The organism is Neptuniibacter sp. QD57_21, from assembly GCF_047778075.1.
Classification (GTDB): domain Bacteria; phylum Pseudomonadota; class Gammaproteobacteria; order Pseudomonadales; family Balneatricaceae; genus Neptuniibacter.
The window spans coordinates 943,854-968,084 of the sequence record NZ_CP180549.1 but is presented as its reverse complement, the minus strand read 5'-3'; the positions used below and the strand labels follow the sequence as shown (position 1 = coordinate 968,084).

The 24,231-nt window shown below is 44.3% G+C and carries 23 protein-coding genes; 13 read left to right on the top strand and 10 right to left on the bottom strand.

Going from position 1 to position 24,231, the window contains the following annotated elements; genetic code table 11:
• Nucleotides 1-5: 5 nt before the first annotated feature.
• The 5 genes from ACMXYS_RS04175 to mpl form a co-directional block, all read right to left on the bottom strand.
• Complete coding sequence (locus ACMXYS_RS04175) at nucleotides 6-800, bottom strand: class I SAM-dependent methyltransferase (protein WP_415897676.1); 795 nt, start codon at nucleotides 798-800, stop codon at nucleotides 6-8.
• 17 nt (nucleotides 801-817) lie between these two features.
• Nucleotides 818-1,621 (bottom strand): undecaprenyl-diphosphate phosphatase, encoded by an 804-nt coding sequence (locus ACMXYS_RS04170; RefSeq protein ID WP_415883751.1) that lies wholly within the window; start codon nucleotides 1,619-1,621, stop codon nucleotides 818-820.
• Nucleotides 1,622-2,305 (bottom strand): tRNA (adenosine(37)-N6)-threonylcarbamoyltransferase complex dimerization subunit type 1 TsaB, encoded by a 684-nt coding sequence (tsaB, locus tag ACMXYS_RS04165; RefSeq protein WP_415897675.1) that lies wholly within the window; start codon nucleotides 2,303-2,305, stop codon nucleotides 1,622-1,624.
• 112 nt (nucleotides 2,306-2,417) lie between these two features.
• Nucleotides 2,418-3,041, bottom strand: coding sequence for a flavin prenyltransferase UbiX (locus ACMXYS_RS04160; protein ID WP_415883749.1), 624 nt, complete (start codon nucleotides 3,039-3,041; stop codon nucleotides 2,418-2,420).
• Between the two features lie 25 nt (nucleotides 3,042-3,066).
• A complete protein-coding gene (gene mpl / locus ACMXYS_RS04155; protein ID WP_415897674.1) occupies nucleotides 3,067-4,440 on the bottom strand; it encodes a UDP-N-acetylmuramate:L-alanyl-gamma-D-glutamyl-meso-diaminopimelate ligase in 1,374 nt (457 codons plus the stop codon).
• A 259-nt stretch (nucleotides 4,441-4,699) separates the two neighbouring features.
• Between mpl and ACMXYS_RS04150 the strand changes: the two genes are divergently transcribed.
• From ACMXYS_RS04150 to ACMXYS_RS04140, 3 genes are all read left to right on the top strand, one after another.
• Nucleotides 4,700-5,701, top strand: coding sequence for a class 1 fructose-bisphosphatase (locus ACMXYS_RS04150; RefSeq protein ID WP_415883747.1), 1,002 nt, complete (start codon nucleotides 4,700-4,702; stop codon nucleotides 5,699-5,701).
• 106 nt (nucleotides 5,702-5,807) lie between these two features.
• The gene (ppa, locus tag ACMXYS_RS04145; RefSeq protein WP_299180651.1) at nucleotides 5,808-6,341 is read left to right on the top strand and encodes an inorganic diphosphatase; all 534 of its coding nucleotides are present in this window, start codon (nucleotides 5,808-5,810) and stop codon (nucleotides 6,339-6,341) included.
• A gap of 158 nt (nucleotides 6,342-6,499) precedes the next feature.
• Complete coding sequence (locus ACMXYS_RS04140; RefSeq protein WP_415897673.1) at nucleotides 6,500-6,967, top strand: hypothetical protein; 468 nt, start codon at nucleotides 6,500-6,502, stop codon at nucleotides 6,965-6,967.
• A 61-nt stretch (nucleotides 6,968-7,028) separates the two neighbouring features.
• On the opposite strand, the gene ACMXYS_RS04135 is transcribed toward ACMXYS_RS04140, so the two are convergent.
• The gene (locus ACMXYS_RS04135; protein ID WP_415883745.1) at nucleotides 7,029-7,799 is read right to left on the bottom strand and encodes a ParA family protein; all 771 of its coding nucleotides are present in this window, start codon (nucleotides 7,797-7,799) and stop codon (nucleotides 7,029-7,031) included.
• A 316-nt stretch (nucleotides 7,800-8,115) separates the two neighbouring features.
• Between ACMXYS_RS04135 and aroQ the strand changes: the two genes are divergently transcribed.
• From aroQ to purD, 9 genes are all read left to right on the top strand, one after another.
• Nucleotides 8,116-8,556, top strand: coding sequence for a type II 3-dehydroquinate dehydratase (gene aroQ, locus ACMXYS_RS04130; RefSeq protein ID WP_415883744.1), 441 nt, complete (start codon nucleotides 8,116-8,118; stop codon nucleotides 8,554-8,556).
• A 39-nt stretch (nucleotides 8,557-8,595) separates the two neighbouring features.
• Nucleotides 8,596-9,039, top strand: a complete 444-nt coding sequence (accB, locus tag ACMXYS_RS04125; protein ID WP_415897672.1) for an acetyl-CoA carboxylase biotin carboxyl carrier protein — start codon at nucleotides 8,596-8,598, stop codon at nucleotides 9,037-9,039.
• Nucleotides 9,040-9,071: 32 nt separating this feature from the next.
• Nucleotides 9,072-10,412 carry an acetyl-CoA carboxylase biotin carboxylase subunit gene (gene accC / locus ACMXYS_RS04120; RefSeq protein ID WP_415883742.1) on the top strand — a complete coding sequence of 447 codons (1,341 nt, stop codon included), beginning with the start codon at nucleotides 9,072-9,074 and terminating at the stop codon, nucleotides 10,410-10,412.
• A 127-nt stretch (nucleotides 10,413-10,539) separates the two neighbouring features.
• Complete coding sequence (gene prmA, locus ACMXYS_RS04115) at nucleotides 10,540-11,436, top strand: 50S ribosomal protein L11 methyltransferase (RefSeq protein ID WP_415883741.1); 897 nt, start codon at nucleotides 10,540-10,542, stop codon at nucleotides 11,434-11,436.
• A gap of 6 nt (nucleotides 11,437-11,442) precedes the next feature.
• Nucleotides 11,443-12,321: a zinc-ribbon and DUF3426 domain-containing protein gene (locus ACMXYS_RS04110; RefSeq protein WP_415897671.1), complete on the top strand. Its 879-nt coding sequence runs from the start codon at nucleotides 11,443-11,445 to the stop codon at nucleotides 12,319-12,321.
• A 149-nt stretch (nucleotides 12,322-12,470) separates the two neighbouring features.
• Nucleotides 12,471-13,457: a tRNA dihydrouridine synthase DusB gene (gene dusB, locus ACMXYS_RS04105; protein WP_415883739.1), complete on the top strand. Its 987-nt coding sequence runs from the start codon at nucleotides 12,471-12,473 to the stop codon at nucleotides 13,455-13,457.
• 22 nt (nucleotides 13,458-13,479) lie between these two features.
• Nucleotides 13,480-13,764: a DNA-binding transcriptional regulator Fis gene (gene fis, locus ACMXYS_RS04100; protein ID WP_415883738.1), complete on the top strand. Its 285-nt coding sequence runs from the start codon at nucleotides 13,480-13,482 to the stop codon at nucleotides 13,762-13,764.
• Between the two features lie 37 nt (nucleotides 13,765-13,801).
• Nucleotides 13,802-15,382, top strand: coding sequence for a bifunctional phosphoribosylaminoimidazolecarboxamide formyltransferase/IMP cyclohydrolase (gene purH, locus ACMXYS_RS04095; RefSeq protein ID WP_415897670.1), 1,581 nt, complete (start codon nucleotides 13,802-13,804; stop codon nucleotides 15,380-15,382).
• Nucleotides 15,383-15,495: 113 nt separating this feature from the next.
• Nucleotides 15,496-16,782, top strand: coding sequence for a phosphoribosylamine--glycine ligase (purD, locus tag ACMXYS_RS04090; RefSeq protein WP_415883736.1), 1,287 nt, complete (start codon nucleotides 15,496-15,498; stop codon nucleotides 16,780-16,782).
• A gap of 28 nt (nucleotides 16,783-16,810) precedes the next feature.
• Here the strand turns inward: purD and ACMXYS_RS04085 are convergent, their stop codons facing one another.
• Nucleotides 16,811-17,929, bottom strand: coding sequence for a CHASE2 domain-containing protein (locus ACMXYS_RS04085; RefSeq protein WP_415897669.1), 1,119 nt, complete (start codon nucleotides 17,927-17,929; stop codon nucleotides 16,811-16,813).
• Complete coding sequence (locus ACMXYS_RS04080) at nucleotides 17,929-19,581, bottom strand: FecR domain-containing protein (RefSeq protein WP_415883734.1); 1,653 nt, start codon at nucleotides 19,579-19,581, stop codon at nucleotides 17,929-17,931. Before ACMXYS_RS04080 ends, ACMXYS_RS04085 begins: the two co-directional genes overlap by 1 nt.
• Nucleotides 19,582-19,793: 212 nt before the next feature.
• Between ACMXYS_RS04080 and ACMXYS_RS04075 the strand changes: the two genes are divergently transcribed.
• Entirely contained in the window at nucleotides 19,794-21,320 is a 1,527-nt protein-coding gene (locus ACMXYS_RS04075) for a tetratricopeptide repeat protein (RefSeq protein ID WP_415883733.1), read from the top strand.
• A gap of 56 nt (nucleotides 21,321-21,376) precedes the next feature.
• On the opposite strand, the gene ACMXYS_RS04070 is transcribed toward ACMXYS_RS04075, so the two are convergent.
• Entirely contained in the window at nucleotides 21,377-22,837 is a 1,461-nt protein-coding gene (locus ACMXYS_RS04070; RefSeq protein WP_415883732.1) for a hypothetical protein, read from the bottom strand.
• Nucleotides 22,838-22,855: 18 nt separating this feature from the next.
• A complete protein-coding gene (locus tag ACMXYS_RS04065) occupies nucleotides 22,856-24,064 on the bottom strand; it encodes a L,D-transpeptidase family protein (RefSeq protein WP_415883731.1) in 1,209 nt (402 codons plus the stop codon).
• Nucleotides 24,065-24,231: the final 167 nt, after the last annotated feature.

Here is a 24,231-nt window from a genome sequence, read left to right as displayed (position 1 = left end):
GACAGCTAAGACTCAAGTTTTTTCAAAGGATAGATATCATAGCGACTGGATTTACCCTGGAACTGCAAAGAAGGTTTTCGATCCGCCAAAAAGGGAGCTTTACGCGGACGTTTAACCACAACGCGATTTTCAGCTATCGCTAATGCCGCATCCAATAACTGATCTGCATCCAGATCGTCTCCTACTACTGGGCGAAACGCGCGCATCTCTTTTTTCACTAACGCGCTCTTATCGTTGTGGGGAAACATAGGATCAAGATAGACCACTTGAAAAGTTTTGCCTTGCTTAGCCTGAACCTGCATCCACTCAATACTATTCGCATTATGAAGCTGCATGCGCTCGACGATATCAGCCACTTCACTCTCTGAAGCCCGGTTTAAACCGTCCTCTAAGAGCGCATGAACAATTGGTGATCGCTCTAGTAAAGTCATATCGCAACCCAAGGTTGCCAATACAAAGGCATCTTTACCTAAACCTGCTGTAGCATCCAGCACTTGTGGCGTTATACCGCCTTTAATACCCACTGCTTTAGCAATCATCTGGCCTTTACCACCACCAAACTGACGGCGATGGGCAACCGCACCTGAAACAAAATCAGCGTAAGTTGGACCTGGCGCTTTTTTTCCACAAGGTTGCAGTCTTAAACCTTGCTCAGAAAACTGCAACTCTAAAGAGAAGTCATGGACCTCATCAGGTGATTTGATTGGTAGCTGTAATCTAGTGGCAAGCTGCTCTGCTTGTTCAGCAAAATCAGCATGCATTGGAACAATTACTATATCTGTAAGGGCTGGATTAGACATTCAAAAACCGAAAAGCCTTAAGCGGTGGTAAACCAAATAACTAAAAGGAAGATACCCAGAATCATACGGTATACAACAAATGGCTGCATCCCAATACGGTCCAGCCACTTAAGAAAGAAGTGGATACAGCTGAATGCACTAATGCCCGCAATCAAAGTACCAAGAGCAACCATTAACCAAGGAGCACTCTCACCTTGAGCATAGAGATCTATGCCCTTAACAAGACCTGCCCCTAGAATGATTGGTACAGAGAGCAAAAAAGAGTAGCGTGCAGCAGCCTGCCTTTCTAAACCAAGCATTAAGGCCGCAGAGATGGTGATACCACTTCGAGATGTACCTGGAATTAGCGCTAGGGCTTGAGCACAACCGATCACAAGTGCATCTTTAACTTTCAACGACTCGATCTGACGAGTTTCAACTCTAAACAGATCAGCCCAACATAATAACGCGCCAAAGATCAGCGTGGTTCCCGCAATAACCAACATAGAGCGTAGGTTTTGATCAATAAAATCGTTGAGAAATATACCGACAAACATTGCCGGCACGGTAGCAAGTATAACCAACCAAGCTAAACGAGAGTCTGGTGAGTGGGTGCCAGATATACTGCGCGTCCAAGCATAAAACATCTGCGTTAAATCTTGGCGAAAATACGCAACAACTGCGAATAAGGTCCCTACATGCACACCTACATCGAACGCCAAGCCCTGATCTGGCCAATCTAAAAGCTGCGAAGGTAATATAAGGTGAGCAGAGCTACTGATCGGTAGAAATTCCGTCAATCCCTGAAGTAAGGCCAGAATAATGACCTGAAAAAAATCCATCTATTGTTGATCCTTTTTCTTCCACGCAACTTCATCACGGAGGTAAACAGGCAACGCCTGATCTGCTGCGACCGCTTTTCCTTGCGTCCAATCTTGTTCAGCCAATTTAAGCATGTAAGCTGCGGAGGGATAATAAAGCTCTTCACTCACAGAAATGGCATTCTGAGTGTCTGAACTCATATCTTCAAGATAACGCCAGCCACTGCCTACTGCAAAATAGGAACCTTCACTTAGGCTCAATTCCGCAGGTGCACATACTTTTTCATCTAAAAGTGTTGTTAGCTCACCTGATTTGATTTGGTAGCTCGCCACATAGATCTCATTCATACGAGCATCTAAAGCAGCCACAACGGACGAAACTTGCTCTTTATCAGAAGCGGCTAAAGCAAGCGCAGCCAGAGTAGATACAGGCAGCACAGGTAGATCTGCAGCGTAAGCTAAGCCCTGAGTCACGCCAGTGGCAATTCGAATACCTGCAAAAGAACCCGGACCACGCCCAAACGCGATTGCATCTAACTCAGTGACAGCTAACTGTGCATTTGCCAACATTTCCTGCACCATCGGTAGAAGCTGCTGAGTATGCTGACGAGGGATGACCCGAAAATCTTCCTGAATTTCACCGTTAAGACTCAAAGCTACAGAACAAGCATCAGTAGAAGTATCAAGCGCTAAAATTTTGGACATTAATCAGATCACTTTGGAATTTTAAATTTACCTTTAAAGAGAAACGACTACATCAAGCCATTACATCTCTATTTTAGGGCGCAATTCTACCTGCTAGGTGGCTTTATTGCATCTAAATAAGCTCTTCACCCCAACGAGGTAACAGGCTTTGCTCTATCCCTAACTGATTAAGGATTCGCGCGACCACAAAATCAATCATATCTTCCACTGTTTCTGGGCGGTTATAAAAACCTGGACTCGCTGGAATCATCACGGCTCCCATTCGAGTCAGCTTTAGCATATGCTCTAAATGGATTTCAGAATAAGGGGCTTCTCGTGGCACTAAAATAAGCTGCCGACGCTCTTTCAAGGCCACATCGGCAGCACGTTCAATCAAGTTGTTACTCGCACCCGTAGCAATCGCAGACAAACTTCCAGTGCTACAGGGGCATACGACCATCCGACTCGGCGCACCGGAACCTGAAGCAACAGGCGCCATCCATTGCTCTCGCCCAAATACCTTTAACTGCCCATCTTTGGCTGAGTACAAATTTGCAAGATAAGATTCTTGATCTGAGGGCGTACCCGGTAATTTCAGATCTGTTTCTGTATTAATCACAACTTGAGCAGCACGTGAGATCATTACGAAAACTTGCAGACCTTCAGCCAATAAACACTGTAAAAGCCTTAAACCATACTGCGCACCAGAAGCGCCTGTGATAGCTAAAGTAATTTTCTCTTGCTGAGTAGTACTCATAAATATTAAAACCTAATTTGAATAACTAACCTTCAAAACGCTCACGCAGCTTTGCCAATAAGCGCTGATGAATACCTTCGAAACCACCATTACTCATAATGACTATGTGCGTATCTGGTTCTAGCGTCGGTACCAGTTCATCAATAAGTGTTTGTGTTTGCGTGAATACCTGCGCCGGCACTTGGCATTGTTCTACGACTTTATCGAGAGACCAGTTCAAACCTTCCGGCTGATACCAGCAAACTTGGTCTGCCAACTCGACCGACTCAGCCAACCAAGATTGATGCGTACCTAAGCGCATCGTATTTGAGCGAGGCTCAACCACTGCTACTATTTTAGCATCTCCAACTTGTGCTCGAATGCCCTGCAAAGTAGTGCTAATTGCAGTTGGGTGATGCGCAAAGTCATCATAAACAGAGACTCCTGCAACGGTATCAAGCAGCTCCATACGACGTTTAACACCTGCAAATGCATTTAACGCTTCCACCGCATGATGAGGCTGAACGCCAACGTTTCTCGCCGCAGCAATAGCAACTAAACCATTGTTAACGTTGTGGCGACCTGTCATCTGCCAAGTAACAGTACCCTGCACTTTTCCTTGGTGGAGCACTTCAAACTGACTGCCGTCCTCACTCAGTAATTTCGCCTGCCATTCACTGTTATCAGACTCTAAACTAGTTCTGGACACCTCGGTCCAACAGCCCATCTCGATAACTTCTTCTAACGCACTCTCCCCTTGCGGAAGAATAATCTGACCATTTTCAGGCACGATTCTTACGACATGGTGAAATTGTTTCTGAATTGCCGCTAAATCAGGGAATATATCAGCGTGATCGTACTCCAAATTATTCATAATCAGGGTACGTGGGTGGTAGTGAACAAACTTGGAACGTTTATCAAAGAAAGCGGTATCGTACTCATCAGCTTCAATGACAAAAAAAGGGGAATCACCTACACGAGCTGAAACACCGAAATCCAACGGCACACCACCGATCAGGAAACCAGGCTTCATATCTGCATGATCTAAAATCCAAGCCAGCATAGTTGAAGTCGTAGTTTTACCATGGGTGCCTGATACTGCTAACACCCATTTATCTTGAAGGAGATGTTCTGATAACCATTGCGGGCCAGAAGTATATTTCAGCCCTTTATTCAGTACATATTCAACCGCTGGGTTACCGCGGGACATAGCATTACCCACAACAACCAGATCGGGTTCTGGTGTAAATTGCGAAGGATCAAATCCTTGAATTAGTTCGATACCTTGGGATTCAAGCTGCGTACTCATAGGCGGGTACACATTTTGATCAGAACCCGTCACTTTATGTCCTAGCTGTTTAGCCAATATTGCCAGCGATCCCATAAAGGTTCCGCAAATACCTAGAATATGAATATGCACCCGTATACTCCTTCAAAAAAGCGACCGTCATCATAGCAGTTTTAATAACCGGCCTCACAGCCAAATTGCCTGTTTTGGGTCTCAGATAGCAGCCCGCATACACGACTATTTTTAAGATTGCGGAAAAATCCCTACTCCTTCGCCAAAATACTGAGCATTTCTTAACCGAAATACCTCAACACCCCATGCATTTCATCAAAGTTTCACGTAAAATTCCCAGCCAACTTTCCAACCACTCTATTTGAGAGAAAATACAAGAATGCTTCTGCTGAGCCAGTTCCTGAAACAACAGGAAACCGAAGACAAATTAGTTGATTTGATTGGCACCTTAATGCTTGCCTGTAAAGAAGTTGCGATCCAACTTCGTGAAGGTGAATTAGCTGGAGTTTTGGGATCCACAGACAACACCAACGTTCAGGGTGAAACCCAGAAAAAAATGGACGTGATCGCAAACGATCTTCTGAAAAAATTCTTACTAGATAATCCTCTAGTAGCAGGCTTGGCATCCGAGGAAGAAGACCATCCTGTAGCCGGTAATCCTGAAGGCAAATACCTAGTGATTTTCGATCCACTAGACGGTTCTTCAAATATCGACATTAACGTTTCAGTGGGCACTATTTTCTCCATCCTAGAACTACCAGAAGGTATGGACCCAAGTTCTGACGAAGCCTACCTACAGACAGGCCGCAAGCAGATTGCAGCAGGTTATGTACTATACGGTCAGTCCTCTATTCTTGCACTGACAACAGGCCATGGCGTTAACTTCTTCACATTGGCTCATACAGGTGATTTCATCCTGACTCGAGAAAATGTGACTATCCCGGCAGACACTAAAGAGTTTGCGATCAACATGTCGAACCATCGCTTCTGGGAAGAAGAGATGCGCAACTATGTTGGCGACCTTCTAGAAGGCTCCGAAGGTGTACGTGGCAAAAATTTCAACATGCGTTGGATCGCGTCTATGGTTGCTGAAGTTCACCGTGTACTTACTCGTGGTGGCATTTTCTGCTACCCATGGGATAGCCGTGACGTAACTAAGCCGGGCAAACTTCGCCTAATGTACGAAGGCAACCCAATGAGCATGCTGATTGAGCAAGCTGACGGCATCTCTAGCACTTGCTACAAAAATATCATGGATTTAGAGCCTACTCATATTCACCAACGTAGCGGTGTAGCACTCGGTTCTAAAAATGAAGTAGAGACTCTGCTGTCATACCACGCTGAATCTGGTGACGGTCAAGCAGCTAAACTCAATACTTAAAGTTATACGTTTCAGCTTTAAGTAGTATTCATAACCGCTAAAGTCTGGGACATAATCCCCAGACTTTAGATGTAACCTTTTCAAAACTACTTACAGGAAGACAAACATGGGCTTCGCACAAGTACCAGCAGGTAAAGATCTGCCAAACGATCTGTACGTAATCATCGAAATTCCGGCAGAAAGCTCTCCGGTTAAATACGAGATCGAGAAAGAAGAAGACGCGATCTTCGTTGACCGTTTCATGGCTGCACCAATGTTCTACCCAGCTAACTACGGTTATATCAACAACACACTAGCTGACGATGGCGACGCACTAGACGTACTAGTTCTGACTCCTTACCCAGTAATCGCTGGTTCTGTTATCCGTTGCCGCCCAGTAGGCGTTCTTAACATGACAGACGAAGCTGGTGAAGATGCTAAGCTAGTTGCTGTACCACACGACAAGCTAACTAAAGCTTACCGTGATGTGAACGACATTGAAGATCTTCCGCAGCTAGAACTTGACCGCATCAAGCACTTCTTCGAAAACTACAAAGGTCTAGAAGAAGGCAAGTGGGTTAAAGTTGAAGGTTGGGGCAACGCAGCAGCAGCTAAAGAAGCTATCGTTGCTGGCGTTAAGGCGTACGAAGAAGCTAAATAAGTTTCTCTTTTGCCAATCTTATTCAAAAAACCCCGCTTCGCGGGGTTTTTTTATTACATAAAATTCCCTATCTCATAACCATTCAGCTTTTCGTAAGCTAAAAAAAATATATACTAAGCACAGCTGTCTCAGGAAATTCATAAAAACAGAGGTGAAAAATGACACTTCGAAAGACACTTATTACTGCTTTCGCAATCCTGATCTCCAACAGCGCTTTCGCCGATCAGAACCGTGAGTTGGTACAAAATTACCTCAACTCTTTTGGCAGCCGTGATGCTCAAGGTATTTTTAATCTGATTAACTGGGAAGGTGTCGACAAGGAGTCTCGTCGCTCATTACAGAAATATATTAAATCTGGCTTCAAAGGCCGTCAGATTCGTCGTATTTTCATTGAACCTATTGCTGAGGGAACAAACCCTAGCTATGTTCAAGATGGCAAAACCTATGAGCTGAATTTAAAACCCTCTGGTCAACTTAACATTGTCTTCATCGACAATAAAAACAAGCGCTCCACCACAAAGATGTATGTTGGTGAGCACAAAGGCTCATTACTTATTGGTAGTGCAGTCGTTGCACCAGAAGAGCTAGCTTGTAACGCACCAAAAATAGAAGAGCAAACCTGCTAGGGTTCCCTGCAAGCAAAAAAAGCTGCATTAATGCAGCTTTTTTTATGCTCTACCAAAACTTTTAGTGAGCTAATTCTTCGAATAGCGTCACAAATTCCTGAGTCAGTTTGTGCTTAGGTGCAAAATGGATCAACGGACAAGTGTCGTCGTGAGATTCGCGCATTTTAACCGATGCAGAGATTTTTGTTTCTAGCACAGGTAAATCATCATCCAACAACTCACCCACAATACGCTTAGGTAGACTCGCACGCGGCTGGAACTGATTAACAACGATCCCTTCAACTTCCAGCTTATCATTATGATCTTCACGGGTTTCATGCACATTCGCCAACAAGCTGTATAAAGCCTGACGAGCAAATTCATCGCAATCAAACGGGATCAAACAGCGATCGGAAGCAACTAGCGCTGATAAGGTATAAAAGTTAAATGCAGGAGGTGTATCGATATAAACCACATCGTAATCATCCGCCAACTTATCTAAGGCATCACGCAGTTTATAAATCTTGTGCTTAGACTCCAGCTTGGACTGAAGGTCACCCAGTTCTGCATTTGCCGGCATCACACTCAAATTTTCATAGGGTGTCTGGTGAATAAAATATTCAGGCCCTTCGGGCTTCAACTGAAATGTGAGAGTCTGCTCAAAGAAGTCACGAATATCCGGCGTAACCTCTTGATAATCTTCACCTAAAAGATAATGACTAGAGTTACACTGGGGATCCAAATCAATAACCAAAGTACGCTTACCGCGCGCCGCACTAATCGCCGCCAGGTTAATTGCGATGCTAGATTTACCAACGCCGCCCTTCTGGTTAAATACAACCCGTCTTATCATTATCAGAATCCCTCACTTGCTGCCTTTGTTTAAAACACAACTTCCGCATTGCAATATCCACAATATTGAAGACAACGTCAACAAACTTGTAGCTAAAAACCTCAAACTATAGCCCAAAGAACGAATATTAGAAGAACCAAATACAACAAAGCAGCAAAAATTCATTTTATATTCATGTTTCGTAGGGATTTAGAAGGCATTTTCGGTAAAAATGAAGCAAAACAGCAAAAACTTGCTTAGATGTAGACAAGATAAAGAGACTACGGCAAACTATGGGTTCAATCGTGAAAAATAGCCCACTTTCTGGAAATTAGTCATGGCAAAGATCCTGCTACTAAACGGCCCTAATCTCAACCTTCTTGGGAAGCGTGAGCCTGAAGTATATGGATCAGATACATTGGATGACATTTGCCAAAATTTGGTTGAACAAGCCAAAAAGAGTGGGCACGAGTTGGTTCATTGCCAAAGCAACCGCGAATACGTCCTGATCGAACGCATCCATGCAGCTCAGGACGAAGGTATTGCTTACATAATTATAAATCCCGCTGCTTTTACTCACACAAGTGTTGCCCTTCGCGATGCATTATTGGGCGTAAGTATTCCTTTTATTGAGGTTCACTTATCCAACGTCCACGCTCGCGAAACTTTCCGTCATCATTCTTATCTCTCAGATGTAGCTGATGGCGTAATTTGTGGTTTAGGTGCACAGGGATATGAATTTGCTTTGCAATCTGCTGTTCGAAAGATTGCCGAATAATAAACAATATACTGATAGTTTAGAGAGATATAAGTCAGAATGGACATTCGTAAAGTCAAGAAGCTGATTGAACTGTTGGAAGAATCCAACATTAACGAAATCGAAATTAAAGAAGGTGAAGAGTCCGTACGCATCAGCCGTGGCTCTAGCGTAGTTGCTGCCCCTGTTGCAGCACCTGTTGCTGTTGCAGCTCCAGCTGCAGCACCTGCTCCAGCAACCGAAGCTGCACCAGAAGCACCTCAAACTTCAGGTCACGTTGTTAAGTCTCCAATGGTTGGTACGTTCTACACTGCACCATCCCCAAGCTCTCCAGCATTTGCTGAAGTAGGTCAGACAGTTAAAGTTGGCGACGTAATCTGCATCGTTGAAGCAATGAAAATGATGAACCAAATTGAAGCTGACAAAGCAGGCGTAATCGAAGCTATCCTAGTTGAAGATGGCCAGCCTGTTGAATATGACCAGCCACTGGTTACTATCGTTTAAGCCTCTAACGCAAAAGCAAGGATCTCCATTCGATGCTCGATAAAGTAGTGATTGCGAACCGAGGCGAAATTGCGCTTCGTATCCTTCGCGCCTGCAAAGAGCTGGATATCAAAACCGTTGCTATCCACTCTCAGGCAGATCGCGATTTAATGCATGTGCGCCTAGCTGACGAAGCTGTCTGCATTGGCCCTGCTCCATCGCCTAAAAGTTACCTAAACATCCCATCAATTGTTGCTGCTGCTGAAGTAACCGACGCTGTAGGCATTCACCCTGGCTACGGTTTCTTAGCAGAAAACGCTGACTTTGCTGAACAGGTTGAGCGCTCAGGTTTTACCTTCATCGGCCCTAAAGCTGAAACTATCCGCCTAATGGGTGATAAAGTTTCTGCAATCGAAGCGATGAAAGCTGCAGGCGTACCAACCGTTCCAGGTTCAGACGGTGCATTGTCTGACAACCCTGAAGAAATTCACGAGATAGCTCGCCGTATCGGTTACCCAGTAATCATCAAAGCCGCTGCCGGCGGTGGTGGCCGTGGTATGCGTGTTGTTCACTCTGAAGCGTCCCTAATCAGCTCTATCCATGTAACTCAATCCGAAGCTGCTGCAGCTTTCGGTGATGACACTGTATACATGGAAAAATACTTAGAAAATCCGCGTCACGTGGAAGTTCAAGTACTAGCTGATGGTCAAGGCAACGCAGTTCACCTATACGACCGCGACTGTTCTATGCAACGTCGTCACCAGAAAGTTGTTGAAGAAGCACCAGCCCCTCACCTAGATCCGGAAGCACGCGCTCAAGTACTTCAAGCTTGTGTTGATGCATGTATAGAGATTGGCTACCGCGGTGCAGGTACTTTCGAATTCTTATACGAAAATGGCGGCTTCTACTTCATCGAAATGAACACTCGTGTACAGGTAGAACATCCTGTTACTGAGATGATCACTGGTGTAGATATCGTAAAAGAACAGCTACGCATTGCGTCTGGCTACCCTCTTTCACTGAAACAGGAAGATATTAAAGTACAGGGCCACTCCTTCGAGTGCCGTATCAATGCAGAAGATCCTAAGACCTTCCTGCCTAGCCCAGGTACAGTTAAACACTTCCACGCGCCAGGCGGTAACGGTATCCGTGTAGATTCTCATCTATACAACGGATATACAGTTCCACCTCATTACGACTCTCTGATTGCTAAGCTGATCAGCTACGGCGAAGATCGTGAGACCGCACTTAAGCGTATGGAAATTGCGTTAGGTGAGATGCTAGTTGATGGCATTCGCAGCAATATTCCTTTACAGCAAGATATTGTTCGTGACGCTAAATTCCAAGAAGGTGGAGTCAATATCCACTACCTTGAGAAGAAGCTAGGTCTGTAAGCGAAATCCAATCAAAAAACCCGCCTCGGCGGGTTTTTTATTCTCTAGCGCCAAAACATTCTGTTCTTATCTGCAATTATGACCGATACTATAAATTCATCTAAGCGCTTGATATGGAAGAAAACTAATGCCTTGGTTGCAGATCAAAATCAAAACCAATCCCGATCAATCTGAACCTTACGAAGATTTATTACTCAGTGCTGGCTGCGCTGCCGTCACCTTCGAAGACAGTGAAGATCAGCCTATCTTTGAGCCTGACCTTGGCACTACCCCGCTTTGGAAAAACACAACTATTACCGGCCTTTTCTCAGCGGAGCATGATCTAGAAGAGACACTAAAATATATTAAGCAAGGCCATGAACAGCTATTCCCTGAGCTCCCTGCCCCTTCTATCAAAGCAGAAATTCTCGAAGACAAGGATTGGGAAAGAGAGTGGATGGATAACTACCATCCGATGCAATTTGGGGAACGCCTATGGGTATGCCCGAGCTGGCGAGAACCACCTCAAGCAGATGCGGTTAACCTGATGCTCGATCCAGGCCTTGCATTTGGTACAGGCACACACCCAACTACCGCCTTGTGTTTAGAGTGGCTAGATCAAAATATCAGCAACACTAATTTCTTAATTGATTATGGTTGCGGCTCAGGTATTTTGGGAATTGCAGGCTTGTTACTCGGTGCAAAACGAGCAATCGGCGTCGACATCGACCCCCAAGCGCTGCAAGCAACAAAAGACAACCTCGCCCGTAACCGTCTAGAAGATGACTCTTTGCATGTTTACATGCCAGAAAATACGCCTTCTGAGAAAGCTGAGGTACTAGTAGCTAATATTCTAGCTGGACCATTGGTCCAACTAGCACCTACACTTGAAGCATTGGTGAGCCCTGGCGGTAAACTCTGCTTATCAGGCCTATTAAGCCCACAAGCTACAGAGATCATTAATACTTATAGTGAATGGTTTGACCTTGACCCTATCGCCGAAAAAGAGGGTTGGATTCGTGTTACAGGAACAAAACACAGTTAAATCCAGATGCAAAAAAGCAGCATAATCACTCAATGTCCAAGCTGTGAAACTCAATTTAGAGTTACACCTGGACAATTAAAGGTAGCTAACGGACAGGTAAGGTGCGGTGCCTGTCTAGTTATCTTTTGTGCTATAGAACATGAACTGAAACCGAAAGCCGCAGAACAAGCCCCCCCCCCTAAAGTCACAACCAGGAAAGACGAAACAACAAACACCTTTAATAAATTAGATTTAGACTTAAATCTTACGACAGAAACACCATCAACTGAAAAATCAGTCGATACTGCTAGATCACTCCCTATAAAAGGCCAAGAAGAGCTGATTAAAACCGTCGCACCTGCGGATGTGCCAACCCTGACCATAGAAACAGAACCTGTTGTACTAAATCGCAGTACTAACAATGGCACATCTTCACCTTGGTGGTTCATTGGCTGTGTTTTAGCAGCCTTAACGTTAATAGCTCAGCATCTTTGGTTTAACCGTGGTGACCTATATTGGACTCACACATATAGACCTCTATATGACACAGTCTGCCAACATATTGATTGCAATATTCCCACGCGAGTCGATACCGCTAAAATAACCAATCAACAATTTTTAATTCGCCCGCATTCAGAAATCGCTGATGCAATAACTATTGATTTAGTCCTAATAAATGAAGCGAATCATAACCAGCCTTATCCGGCTCTTCATATAGCATTTTCAGATCTCAAAGGTCGACCTGTTGCAAGTCGAACGCTTCAGCCTGAATCCTATCTAGATCGATCAGCTGTTAACCTGAAGTCCATGCCTACTCATCAACCCATTCAGATCTCCCTAGACCTAATGTCTCCCGGCATGCGTGGCATAAATTACCAACTTGAACTACTAGCGCCAGCGCTATAAAAAATCAAGGTAAATTGTTCAAAAAATCATCAAAAAAATCCTTGGAGACCCTAGCGCTAAGGAGTATGATTGTTCGCCTCCCTAATCACTCAACTAACAGTGTCATTCGTGACGCTGCGGGTGTTTATTAACTATTTTTAAGGCTCGCTATGTTCCAGATCGGTTCATACATCATTGACAGTCAGGTGATTCTTGCACCAATGGCTGGCGTGACTGACCAACCATTTAGGCAGTTATGCAAACGTATGGGCGCAGGTCTAGTAGTCTCGGAAATGGTTACATCTGATACTCGCTTATGGAAATCACGAAAGTCTGCTTTTCGTCTAAATCATAGCGGTGAAGCCGAACCTCGATCTGTTCAGATCGCGGGTGGCGACCCAGAGATGATGGCCCACGCTGCGGCAATGAATGTAGAACGCGGCGCCCAGATTATTGATATCAATATGGGTTGCCCTGCGAAGAAAGTGTGCAATAAAGCTGCAGGTTCTGCATTACTTAAGGATGAGCCACTGGTTAAAGACATTCTCAATGCTGTTGTTCAGGCAGTGGATGTTCCAGTCACACTGAAAATCCGCACAGGGTGGGATCAAGACAATCGTAACGGTTTAACTGTTGCGAAAATAGCTGAAGACGCAGGTATTCAAGCACTGGCAGTTCATGGCCGCACACGTCGTTGCGGCTATAAGGGAACGGCAGAATACGACACTATCGCCCGTATTGCTGACGCTATATCCATTCCCGTCTTTGCTAATGGAGATATCACTTCTCCTGAAAAAGCAGAATGGGTACTTAAGCATACTGGTTGCTCTGCAGTAATGATCGGTCGTGCAGCACAAGGTCAACCTTGGCTGTTTAGAGAGATTGATCATTATCTGCGAACAGGTACAATCCTGCCCCCTCCATCACTAGTTGAGATTAGAGAAATTCTGTTAGCTCATCTGCAGGAACTACATAGTTTCTATGGTGACTACATGGGCGTTCGTATCGCGCGAAAACATGTAGGGTGGTATCTGCAGAATCAGCCAAACGGAAGTAGCTTTCGCAAGCAATTTAATATTATAGAAACAGCAGCAGATCAGGCCGCAGCTATCGAAAAATATTTCGATGAAGCTTTAGCAAACAACGTTGCGGCCTAGTTTAGATTGGATATTTAGTACTGTGGAATACAAAGAAATTAAGCAACCGGCTCTCGTGTCCGACCCAGCAGAAGCTACTAACCAGACTCTACGTGACAATGTAGAGCAGTCACTGAACAACTATTTTCGTCAGCTTGACGGTCAGCCAGTGACAGACGTGTACCAAATGGTTCTTTCTGAAATTGAAGCACCACTGTTCGAAACAGTGATGACTTACACAAAAGATAATCAGACTAAAGCTTCCCAACTGTTAGGCCTTAACCGCGGTACGCTGCGTAAAAAGCTAAAACAGTACGGCTTGCTTTAATCCACAATTTTTTAAGACTACTCGGAATCCAGACACAATGGCACAGAACATCACTCCCGTTCGCCGTGCACTGATCAGCGTATCTGACAAAACAGGTATCGTTGAGTTTGCACAAGCCCTAAACGCTCGCGGCGTTGAAATCCTTTCTACTGGCGGTACTTACAAACTACTTAAGGAAAATAACATTCCTGCAGTAGAAGTATCCGATTACACAGGCTTCCCTGAAATGATGGACGGCCGTGTTAAAACTCTGCACCCTAAAGTGCACGGTGGTATTTTGGGTCGCCGCGGACAGGATGATGGCATCATGTCTGAGCATGGCATCAACCCAATCGATATGGTTGTTGTAAACCTTTACCCATTTGCTGCAACTATCGCGCGCCCTGATTGCGATCTACCTATGGCGATTGAAAATATCGACATCGGTGGTCCAACAATGGTTCGTTCTGCAGCGAAAAACCATAAAGATGTAGCAATCGTTGTTAACGCTTCAGATTACGACAACGTTGTAGCTGAACTGGATTCCGAAAAAGGTCTCACACACAAAACTCGTTTTGACCTTGCAGTAAAAGCATTCGAGCACACTGCTGGTTATGACGGCATGATTGCAAACTACCTAGGTGCAATCGTTGAAGGCGAAGATGAGAAGCCTGCTGACTTCCCACGCACATTCAACACTCAGTTCGTTAAAGCACAAGATATGCGTTACGGTGAAAACCCTCACCAACGTGCTGCTTTCTACGTTGAAGAAGAGCCAGCCGAAGCATCTGTTTCTACAGCTCGTCAACTGCAAGGTAAGGCACTGTCTTTCAACAATGTTGCAGACACTGACGCAGCGCTAGAATGCGTTAAATCTTTCAAAGAGCCAGCTTGTGTTATCGTTAAGCACGCTAACCCATGTGGTGTAGCGGTTGGTGCTGACATTCTAGAAGCTTACAACCGTGCCTTCCAAACTGACCCAACGTCTGCTTTTGGTGGCATCATCGCATTCAACCAAGAATTAGATGGCAACACTGCGAAAGCTATCGTTGACCGTCAATTCGTTGAAGTGATCATCGCACCTAAAGTAACTCAAGAAGCATCTGACATCGTGGCGACTAAGCCAAATGTTCGTCTACTTGAGTGTGGTGAGTGGTCAGCTAACCGTGCACACGGTTTCGACTACAAGCGCGTTAACGGCGGTCTACTAGTGCAAGATCTTGATCTTGGCCGTGTAGATGCATCTGAACTAAAAGTTGTTTCTAAAGTACAACCTACAGAGCAAGAGATCCGTGATCTTCTATTCTGCTGGGAAGTAGCTAAGTTCGTTAAGTCTAACGCTATCGTTTACGCTAAAGATGGCCAAACAATCGGCATCGGCGCAGGTCAAATGAGCCGCGTATACAGTGCTAAGATTGCAGGTATCAAAGCTGCTGATGAAGGTTTAGAAGTTAAAGGTTCCGTTATGGCATCCGATGCTTTCTTCCCATTCCGCGACGGTATCGATTCTGCAGCAGCTGCAGGTATTAAAGCAGTTATTCAGCCGGGTGGTTCTATGCGCGATCAAGAAGTTATTGACGCAGCTGACGAGCACGGCATGGCAATGGTCTTCACTGGAATGCGCCATTTCCGTCACTAAGCATTAGATAGCAATAAGCCTTCAATTAGGTTTATCCCCTTTAGGCTTATTGCCCTAAACCCCGATCCAGAGAAACACTGGATGCGGGGTTTTCTACATAGAAGGATTACAGAATGAACGTACTAATTATTGGTTCTGGCGGTCGTGAACACGCACTTGCTTGGGCAGCAGCACAAGACGCAAACGTTGCTAAAATTTTCGTAGCTCCAGGTAACGCTGCGACAGCTCAAGAAGACAAAATGGAAAACGTTGCTATCGATGTGATGGATCTAGATGGCCTACGCACTTTCGCTCAAGAAAACAGTGTAGACCTAACCATCGTTGGTCCTGAAGCACCGCTAGTTGCTGGTATCGTTGATCACTTCCAGAAAGAAGATCTGCGCATCTTCGGCCCAAGTGAAGGTGCTGCTCAACTAGAAGGCTCTAAAGCTTTCACTAAAGATTTCCTTGCGCGTCAACAGATCCCAACCGCTGAGTACGAAAACTTCACTGAAATTGAGCCTGCACTGGCTTACGTTCGTGAAAAAGGCGCACCTATCGTAGTTAAAGCTGACGGTCTTGCGGCGGGTAAAGGCGTAATCGTTGCGATGACGCTTACTGAAGCTGAAGACGCGATCAAAGACATGCTAGCTGGCAACGCATTTGGTGATGCTGGCAGCCGTGTAGTTATCGAAGAATTCCTAGAAGGTGAAGAAGCGTCTTACATCGTTATAGTTGACGGTGACAACGTTCTGCCAATGGCAACAAGCCAAGATCACAAACGTGTAGGCGATGGCGACACTGGCCTGAACACAGGCGGCATGGGCGCTTACTCCCCTGCTCCAGTTGTTACAGCAGAGATCGATCAGCGCATCATGGACGAAGTAATCATGCCAACAGTTAATGGCATGAAAGCTGAGGGCAATGAGTACACAGGTTTCCTATATGCTGGTCTAATGATCCAAGCAGACGGCACACCAAAAGTTATCGAATACAACTGCCGTTTCGGTGATCCTGAAACTCAACCAATTATGCTACGCCTAAAATCCAGCTTGGTTGATCTATGTAATGCAGCACTTGATAAGAAGCTTGCTGACACAACGGCTGAGTGGGATGAGCGTAAATCTGTTGGCGTTGTTATGGCAGCAGGCGGCTACCCAGGTGACTACGGCAAAGGCGATGTAATCTCTTTCCCTGCAGAATGCCCTGAAGGCACTAAAATCTTCCACGCTGGCACTAAGCTTGATGGTGAGAACGTTGTGACTGCAGGCGGTCGCGTACTTTGCGTAACAGCACTTGGCGAAACAGTTACAGAAGCACAGAAACGTGCCTATGAATTGCTAGAGAAAGTTAGTTGGGAAGGCGCTTACTTCCGTAAAGACATTGCTTACCGCGCAATTGCTCGTGAACAAAATAGATAAGCGAAAATAGTCTCTGAAAAAGCCCTGATCATTCAGGGCTTTTTTTTGCCAATAAGAATCTAGCGCCACTCATGATGCTTACCAATACCAGCCCTACCAACATGGGTAAGTAACTGAGCCAATAGCCCACACTAACCATCATCAACGGCACCGTCACCAATATTCCGCCCGTAACAATAAACGATAATTTCAACCAAATTGGCATCGTAACCAAACCAACCAAACCAACACAAAATGTAGCTAAAACCCCTAGAGCTACAGCCCAGATTGGCAACGATGGCGATAGAGCATAGCCTTTATTTAATACAGCAAAATTAAACGCATGGATCTCAGTAGCAGAGAACATTCCCTGAGCTAGGGCTTTTTTAGGTTCGAGTTGAGCATCAGCAATGCCAATAAAAACAGCCTTATTCTTTAAAGTACCCGAATCTACTTGACCAGTAACTAAATCAACCAAGCTATAACGCGGTGTCTGTTGCAGAAACTTATCGACCCCCAAAGGAATCAACACCTCATAATCTCGGCTCCATCGACGACTGAACCCTAAATTAAGATAAGGACTTCTTAATCCAGAAAAATCATCTGCTTTTACAGGCGCATAAATACTTAAAGTCGCTAAAGGGACATTAGGCCAGCGAGGAAAGCCAATACCCGCATGCATATAGTTACGCCTTAACATCTCATCAGAATCTAACGGAAGCTCCGAGTGCGCTACTTTTGCACCACTCAACTTGAGGCCATTGAAGGGCAATAACTCCTGATTTTTCTCTGCGAGCATAGGCAAAATAACTTTGCCATTTTGACTAATTGCACTTAGCAAAGCTTTATCAGAGGCATTTTGAGGACCTCCGTAAGCAATGAAGGCAACATTGTAAGTGACAGAAGAAACTTGAGCAGAACTGAGCTGCTCGATTGCTTGAGCATGAATAGAGCGATCAAGAGGCCAGCCAGAAAACGCCTCTAAACTACGACGATCTATATCGATTAAAACAACTGAACGATCTTGAAAATTAATTGGGGAATAATGCCTGGCCAAAGCATCATAAATAAAGCGATCAAACGTTTCAGGCAGAGAAGACAATCCCGCCATGACTACGCAGAGTAATGGCGGGATTAGCAAGAGTATCTGCTTGAAACGAACCAGCATTACAACAGCAAGAGCAGAGAGAGTGATCCACTAATGATCATTGGCCACCAATTCTCTACCGGCTGAACCACCTCTTGAGGTTCTGTCCATTCACCCGCGTAATTTTCAGCATCTATAGACCTAACGCGTAAATAGTAGGTACCTGCTTGCGGCTTATCTATCGCTAAACTTGCCTGCTCAGTTTTGTTATCAACAACAAGCTGCTTAAACGCTTTATCTTTTGCAAGCTGTAACTGATAGAAACTTACACCCTCCTCTTCCTGCCAACTAAAAGAGATCTCTGATTCACTGCTTACAGGCTCTCTCATCTCCGGCTTTGGAGGAACGGGTTTTACTTTAAACGCACCCGCATGACCAACAGGACCACGCTTACCTTCTGCCGTTACACTACTCACGCGCCAGAAGAAATTACCCGGCTCTGACACAACTGCAACAAGCTGAGTCTCCGTAATATTATCTTGTTTATCGACAATCTCAGTAAAGCTTTGATCTCTAGCAATCTCAAAAACAAAGGAATCTGCCAATTCTGGTTTAGACCAACTAAATTCAATGTCACCAACATAGAGAGAGTCAGAAGGCATAGGTCCCTGACGGACAGGCGGGAAAGGACGCGCTTCAATATTAATCTGCTTTAACGCAGATAATCCCTGCAAACCATCAGCACTGATTGCACTCACACGAATCCAATAGGAGCGATCTTCTAAGGCCGCAGGTAAACCCATTTTTGGATGAGCAGAAATCTGGTCGTATACAATTGCCGTGAATGCTTGGTCCGGAGAGATTTGACTACGGTACTGAGCAGCACCATCCAGCTTATTCCAAGCCAGTTTCCCCGGTAGATAACGGATCACATTATCTATTTCCGGCAATTCAGGCGCTGGTAGAAGCTTTTTCGGTTTTTTAGGGGGCTGATTAGCCCTAGTCAAAGTTCCGTACCCTTGACGGACATTGGTAGCGCCTAACTTGTTACCTACACCAATTAAACCTTGAGTAACCTCGGCTGCTGTACTTTCCCCTTCAGCTCTCACTCGGTAGGTAGTGCCCTTAGTCGTAGCAAAAGCAACTGGCGTATCGATCAAGAAACGAGAACCCGGAACTTTAGCTGGATTGGCACGAATTTCAGCTTCACCTTCCTCTAGGAAAACTTTGATATCGACAACCTTACGCTTGTTTCCGATCACCGTTGCTTGTTCAATACGAAGCACACTTTCGCCCAGTAATAGCACCTGAGTACCATCATCAAACTCTAGTAATACCGAAGCTTGTGCAGCTGTTTTGATCAAGTCACCTTGAGATAAACTCTGACCACGACTCAAAGGAAGTAACGCTTTGGCTTTTCCTTCACGCAATTTAACCTGCGCCGTGACATCTCCATTCACATCCAGGATTTTGATATCAGAGCGCTTTTCTTGAATTAGATTACGCGGAATTTTTAAAACAGTGCCTGGAGACATTTGACGATCATTACGCACATTATTTAGGCGCTCTATCGTTTTCCATTCTCTCCAATCGGTAAGCAGCTCATGCGCCACACTCCAGACTGATTCGCCGGGTTGCATTGCGTAACCCCATTCATTTTTCTGCTCAGCAAATGAAACCTGAGAGAAGAGTATGGAAAATATTAAGGCGTAACTTTTCGTTAGTTTAATCACTCGGCGAGTTCCTGTTTAAACACCAACTCAATGCGTAAGGTTTAGTACCTAATGGGTAAAAAGTTGCCCATAGCACCCTGTATTCTCATGAGAATACATTCTCCCACTTATTAAAAAGTTCGGCCACTATTGAAAACAACTGTTTGAATATGACATCAATCGTTATATGCGTATAATCTTCTACTTCATCATCTTATTACTTGCCTTAATCCATGCTGAAATTCGAATTAAACAACGGTAAAAATTTATTACGTACGACCATTGGTACAATCATTTCAGTTTCGCTACTGACCGGCTGTAACACTTCCTCAAATATCAAATCAGATAGCGCGAGCACCGAAGCAGTCAAACCAATCCCTGAAGGCTTCTGCTACAAGGGTGGGCGTACAAACGATTACAGTTGTGATCCGGAAAAAGCAACTGATCAAGCTGACATGCGTACGGCTGAGATCGATGAAGAGTGGATGAAGACTAAACTTGCAGAAGTCAAAAAATGGATAGCTGAAGAGAAAGGAGCCGCACATAGCGGACAACTTCGTCCGCAAGCCAAACCGGTTATCACCGAAGACTCTCGTGAATATATCACTACAGTAAGCGTTACTAAGCCTGCTGCAGCTAGTTCATCACCTGCAATCGAACAAAGCTTAAAATTAAGCCAACAGGGTAACCACCAAGAAGCATTAACCCAAATTAATGCTTTTTTAGCACAGCAACCTAACCTTCCGTCAGCACAACTGACCAAAGGCATTATCCTAAGTAATAAAGGTGATAAAGCGGCTGCCAAGGCTATCTTCCAAAGCCTGATGAAATCTCATCCTGATCGCCCAGAGGCATTCAACAACTTGGCTGTTATCTATTCCGAAGAGGGTAATTTCCCTCAAGCAATAGAAACACTTCAGCAAGCGTTCCAGACTCACCCAAGCTACGCACAAGTGCATGTTAACTTAAAAGAACTTTATGCAACGCTAGCATCACAAGCCTACAATAAGGCATTGGATTTAAATTCAGCTGAGCAAGGGCCAAACCTTGCTATGATTAACCAAACTCCAACAATCCAAGGCAGCCCTTCTAATCCTATGGTGGTGGCAGCACCTCAACAGCCAGTAAAACTTGCTGCAGTAGAAAAAGCTAAAGTGGACGTTCAGGTTATAAAACCTGTTATACCTAAAGAACAGACTCCAGTTGCTACTCTAACAACGATTACTTCGGATCCTGAATCAAAAATAGAAACACCAGCTAAGGCTAAAGATAAGCCAGTTGTTGTCGCTGTGAGCGAGCCAACGATTGTTACTGCCGCCAATGCAGAAGCTCCTGCGAAAGAAGTAGCCAAAATAAAAGAACAAACAAATGCAGTACCTGAAGCGCCAAAACTGGAAACTCAAGTTCTTCCAGAGTCAGAAGTATTAGCACATATCAATAATTGGGCTGATGCTTGGAGCAACAAAAACCATGCGGGCTATGTAAACTCTTACACCGCACTTTACCGCCCAAATGCTAAGCTAAACCACCAGCAGTGGGTTAAACAACGCACTCAACGTTTAAACAAACCTAAGTTTATTCGTGTGGAACTTAATCAGATCAACATCAAAATGCTGAGAGACAATTTAGCTGAAGCACACTTTAATCAGCATTATCAGTCTGATAACTATAAAGATGCGGTTAAAAAGCGTTTAATGTTAGTTAAAGTCGACGATCAATGGAAAATCAGCCTCGAAAGAAGCTTAGGTTTACTGAAGTAATCAAATATAAAAAAGCTCCTCTCTATAGGGGCTTTTTTATCACTTATTTCGACTTCTTAGCGGGTCGGCCGCTTTAAAACAACCGTGCCATTTGCAGCTTCAGAAGCAATCTTCCAACCATCAGATGTTAGAGTCAGCTCTAAACGCTTATTTGTTTCATCTGCATAGCCTGGCTTCTCGAATCGCTGATAAAATTCAATTCTATACCAGTGCGAATTAAGACGAGTGTATTTCGGAGCTTGGATCTCTAACTTTATCCATTTAGGTGAGAGCAAGCGATCTTTACGAAAAGCACGCCACTCTTCGAGGGACATTTTAACGCCATATAGGGTGGTATTCTGTAGATAACTGTTGATGTAGTCATCCCAGTTCTGCTTCTCCCACGCTGTATGCCAAGTAGTGAAAACTTCGCGTACAGCTTTTTCATTGTTTTCTTTAGGGCCAGGTTTAACTACGAATTCAGAAGCCGATTCAGCTGGTCGCTGACTCTCAATTGTAGAAGAGGTCTGGAGCTGCGCTAATGTGTTTGACGGCTCAGAAGCAGCTAACTCTCTCGATCCAGCTTTAGCTACTTTAATTGGCTCATTAATCTTAACAGCTTCTCGCTCTTTAAACCCTGCAACTGTGTTAACTGAGTTTTGCGACGTTTTATCACGCTTCTGTTTTGCTTTTTCCACTGTAGCGGTCAAAGACGCCACCAACTCTGGATTGAGTTTCTTAGGAACCTCAATAGGTTCCGATGGCTTAACAACAGACTCCACCTTTATCGGTGTTTTTTCTTCAACAGCAACGTCAAGCATTACTTCGGTTACCGCCAGTTTAATCTGCTTGTCAGCTTTTAGGTTTGAATCAACTACTGTTTGTTCGTTTTGAGCAAGTTGCCTCACCTTTGCTTCACCAACTTTCTGGGATGAATCATCTGAGTTAGCCACAACTAATTCATGAGCTTTAACACTCTTTTGGCTACCAAACCAATACCATCCGCCAGTGCTTAAACAAACAACTACAAGAGCACCAACAGCAATTAAGGGTTTATTACTACCCACAGATACTGAGTCTGAATTAACATCCTCTTGATAATAGCCATCTAACTTGCTAGCGAGTAATGAAGAAGACTTCAACGCAGAAATCAGTTCCGGAGTACTTAGCAATATGATCGTTACAGCAGGACCTGTTTCATCACAGATAGAAGGAAGACCTAACAAATAAGTAAGAGCGTCAGTACAAACATCATCACTATTAACAATAATCTGCAGACGGCGCCCTTGCTGTAACCAACGTTTTAGTTCCTGCTGAACAAACGACGCTCCAGATTCCACTTGGAGAAATTCAGCCAAATTGTTCTGTACAACATCTAAAGCTAAAGAGCCTTTAATCTCAAATGTATCAGGTTGGGTTTGTTTCACTTGATCAGTTAGGTATTCCATCCACTGGACGGACCCCTCAATGCGAATAACCTGATGATCAGATAAATTACTCAGCAATAGTTCAGAAGAACTTAAACTTGAATCGCTCAACCCTATCTCCCTGATATTTTAAGGTCTGCCTTTTGATGGTTTACCTTCATAAGCGATACGCCAGCGATCTTGATCAAAGGTCCAGTACTGACGCTTAACTGAGCTGCCGGAAAGATTATTACTTTTGTAATCTTGCTGGAATGTAGCCACAACCAGATTTGGATTATCTGGATATCGGTAAATACTTAAATTTTGTAGATTTACATCTACAAACTTTTTAGAACCATTTACACGTTTCTTGTAGCTAGAATACTGTGAATATTGACGTTTGCCATCGTCATAGTTTTGAGAATAGTTCTCTATATAACGCTGATGATCAAGACTTTCCCAATCAGACGCCCAACGCTCAACTAAGTTAGTGAAACGCTTTTTCTGCTCTAACCAATCTGCCTTTTGAATCCAACGAACGTTATGACCAACTAGAACGGGTGTATTCTGATAGTTAATCAAGTTATCCAATTCAATAAAATCAGGGTTGGTTAGAGATATACAGCCTTCACTAGCTTTGGGTGGACGGCTATAAGTTTCCACAGGTGAACCATGTAGCCAAATACCATAGCCTGTACGCCCTAACCTCTCATCCCAAACGTTAGGATAATTAATCGGAAGTGCGCCTGAACCATATCGAGATGGTAAATTTTCATCTTCTAATCGGCTGGTAGTAAAATAAACGCCCAGCGGCGTTTTTAGATCACCCTCAACCTCTTTGCCTGTGCCGCCACGACCATACGAAGCGTAATAATCTTTAACAAGCACAGGGATACCATTCTGATTTTCAAATAGGAAAAGGCGCGATAAGCGAGTATCAACAATAATGACATGCTTTTGATCAGGAGATAGAGTCAACATGTCTGCAGGCAACATATCTGCAGATGGCTTTTCCATTTCCATCAGCAATCTAACTTTAGCTTCAGAAATAAGTCCTTCGATTTTTTGCTGATGGTCACCTCGTTTATGACTGAGGGGAGCACCTTGTGCCTGAGCAGCAAGAATATCAGCATAAACTAACTGAGCTAGACGAAAATCTGGTCGGCGTTCAGTAAGCTCCTGTAGATCTGATAGAGCCGAGTCCAGTTCCTGACTCTTAAGATTATTCAAGCCACTTAAAAGTAACTCTTCATTCCCTTCCGAAATGCCATAGGGAGCAGTTTCTTCAGCATATAAGCTGCTCTGAGGAATGCCCAGTGCGCTCAACATCACTACAGTACAAACGAAACTTTTTTTCATCTATCCAGAAAGCCCCAACCTATTTTTTATTAACCAATGATTATAACTATATTCATCCTGAATGGGACTCTATCGTCCTTTAAAAACCGATTTTTCCACTACTAAATTTAAAACTTTTTGAGTTTTTTTGGTTTCGCAGTAATTTTCTTGCCATACCACCCGTAAAT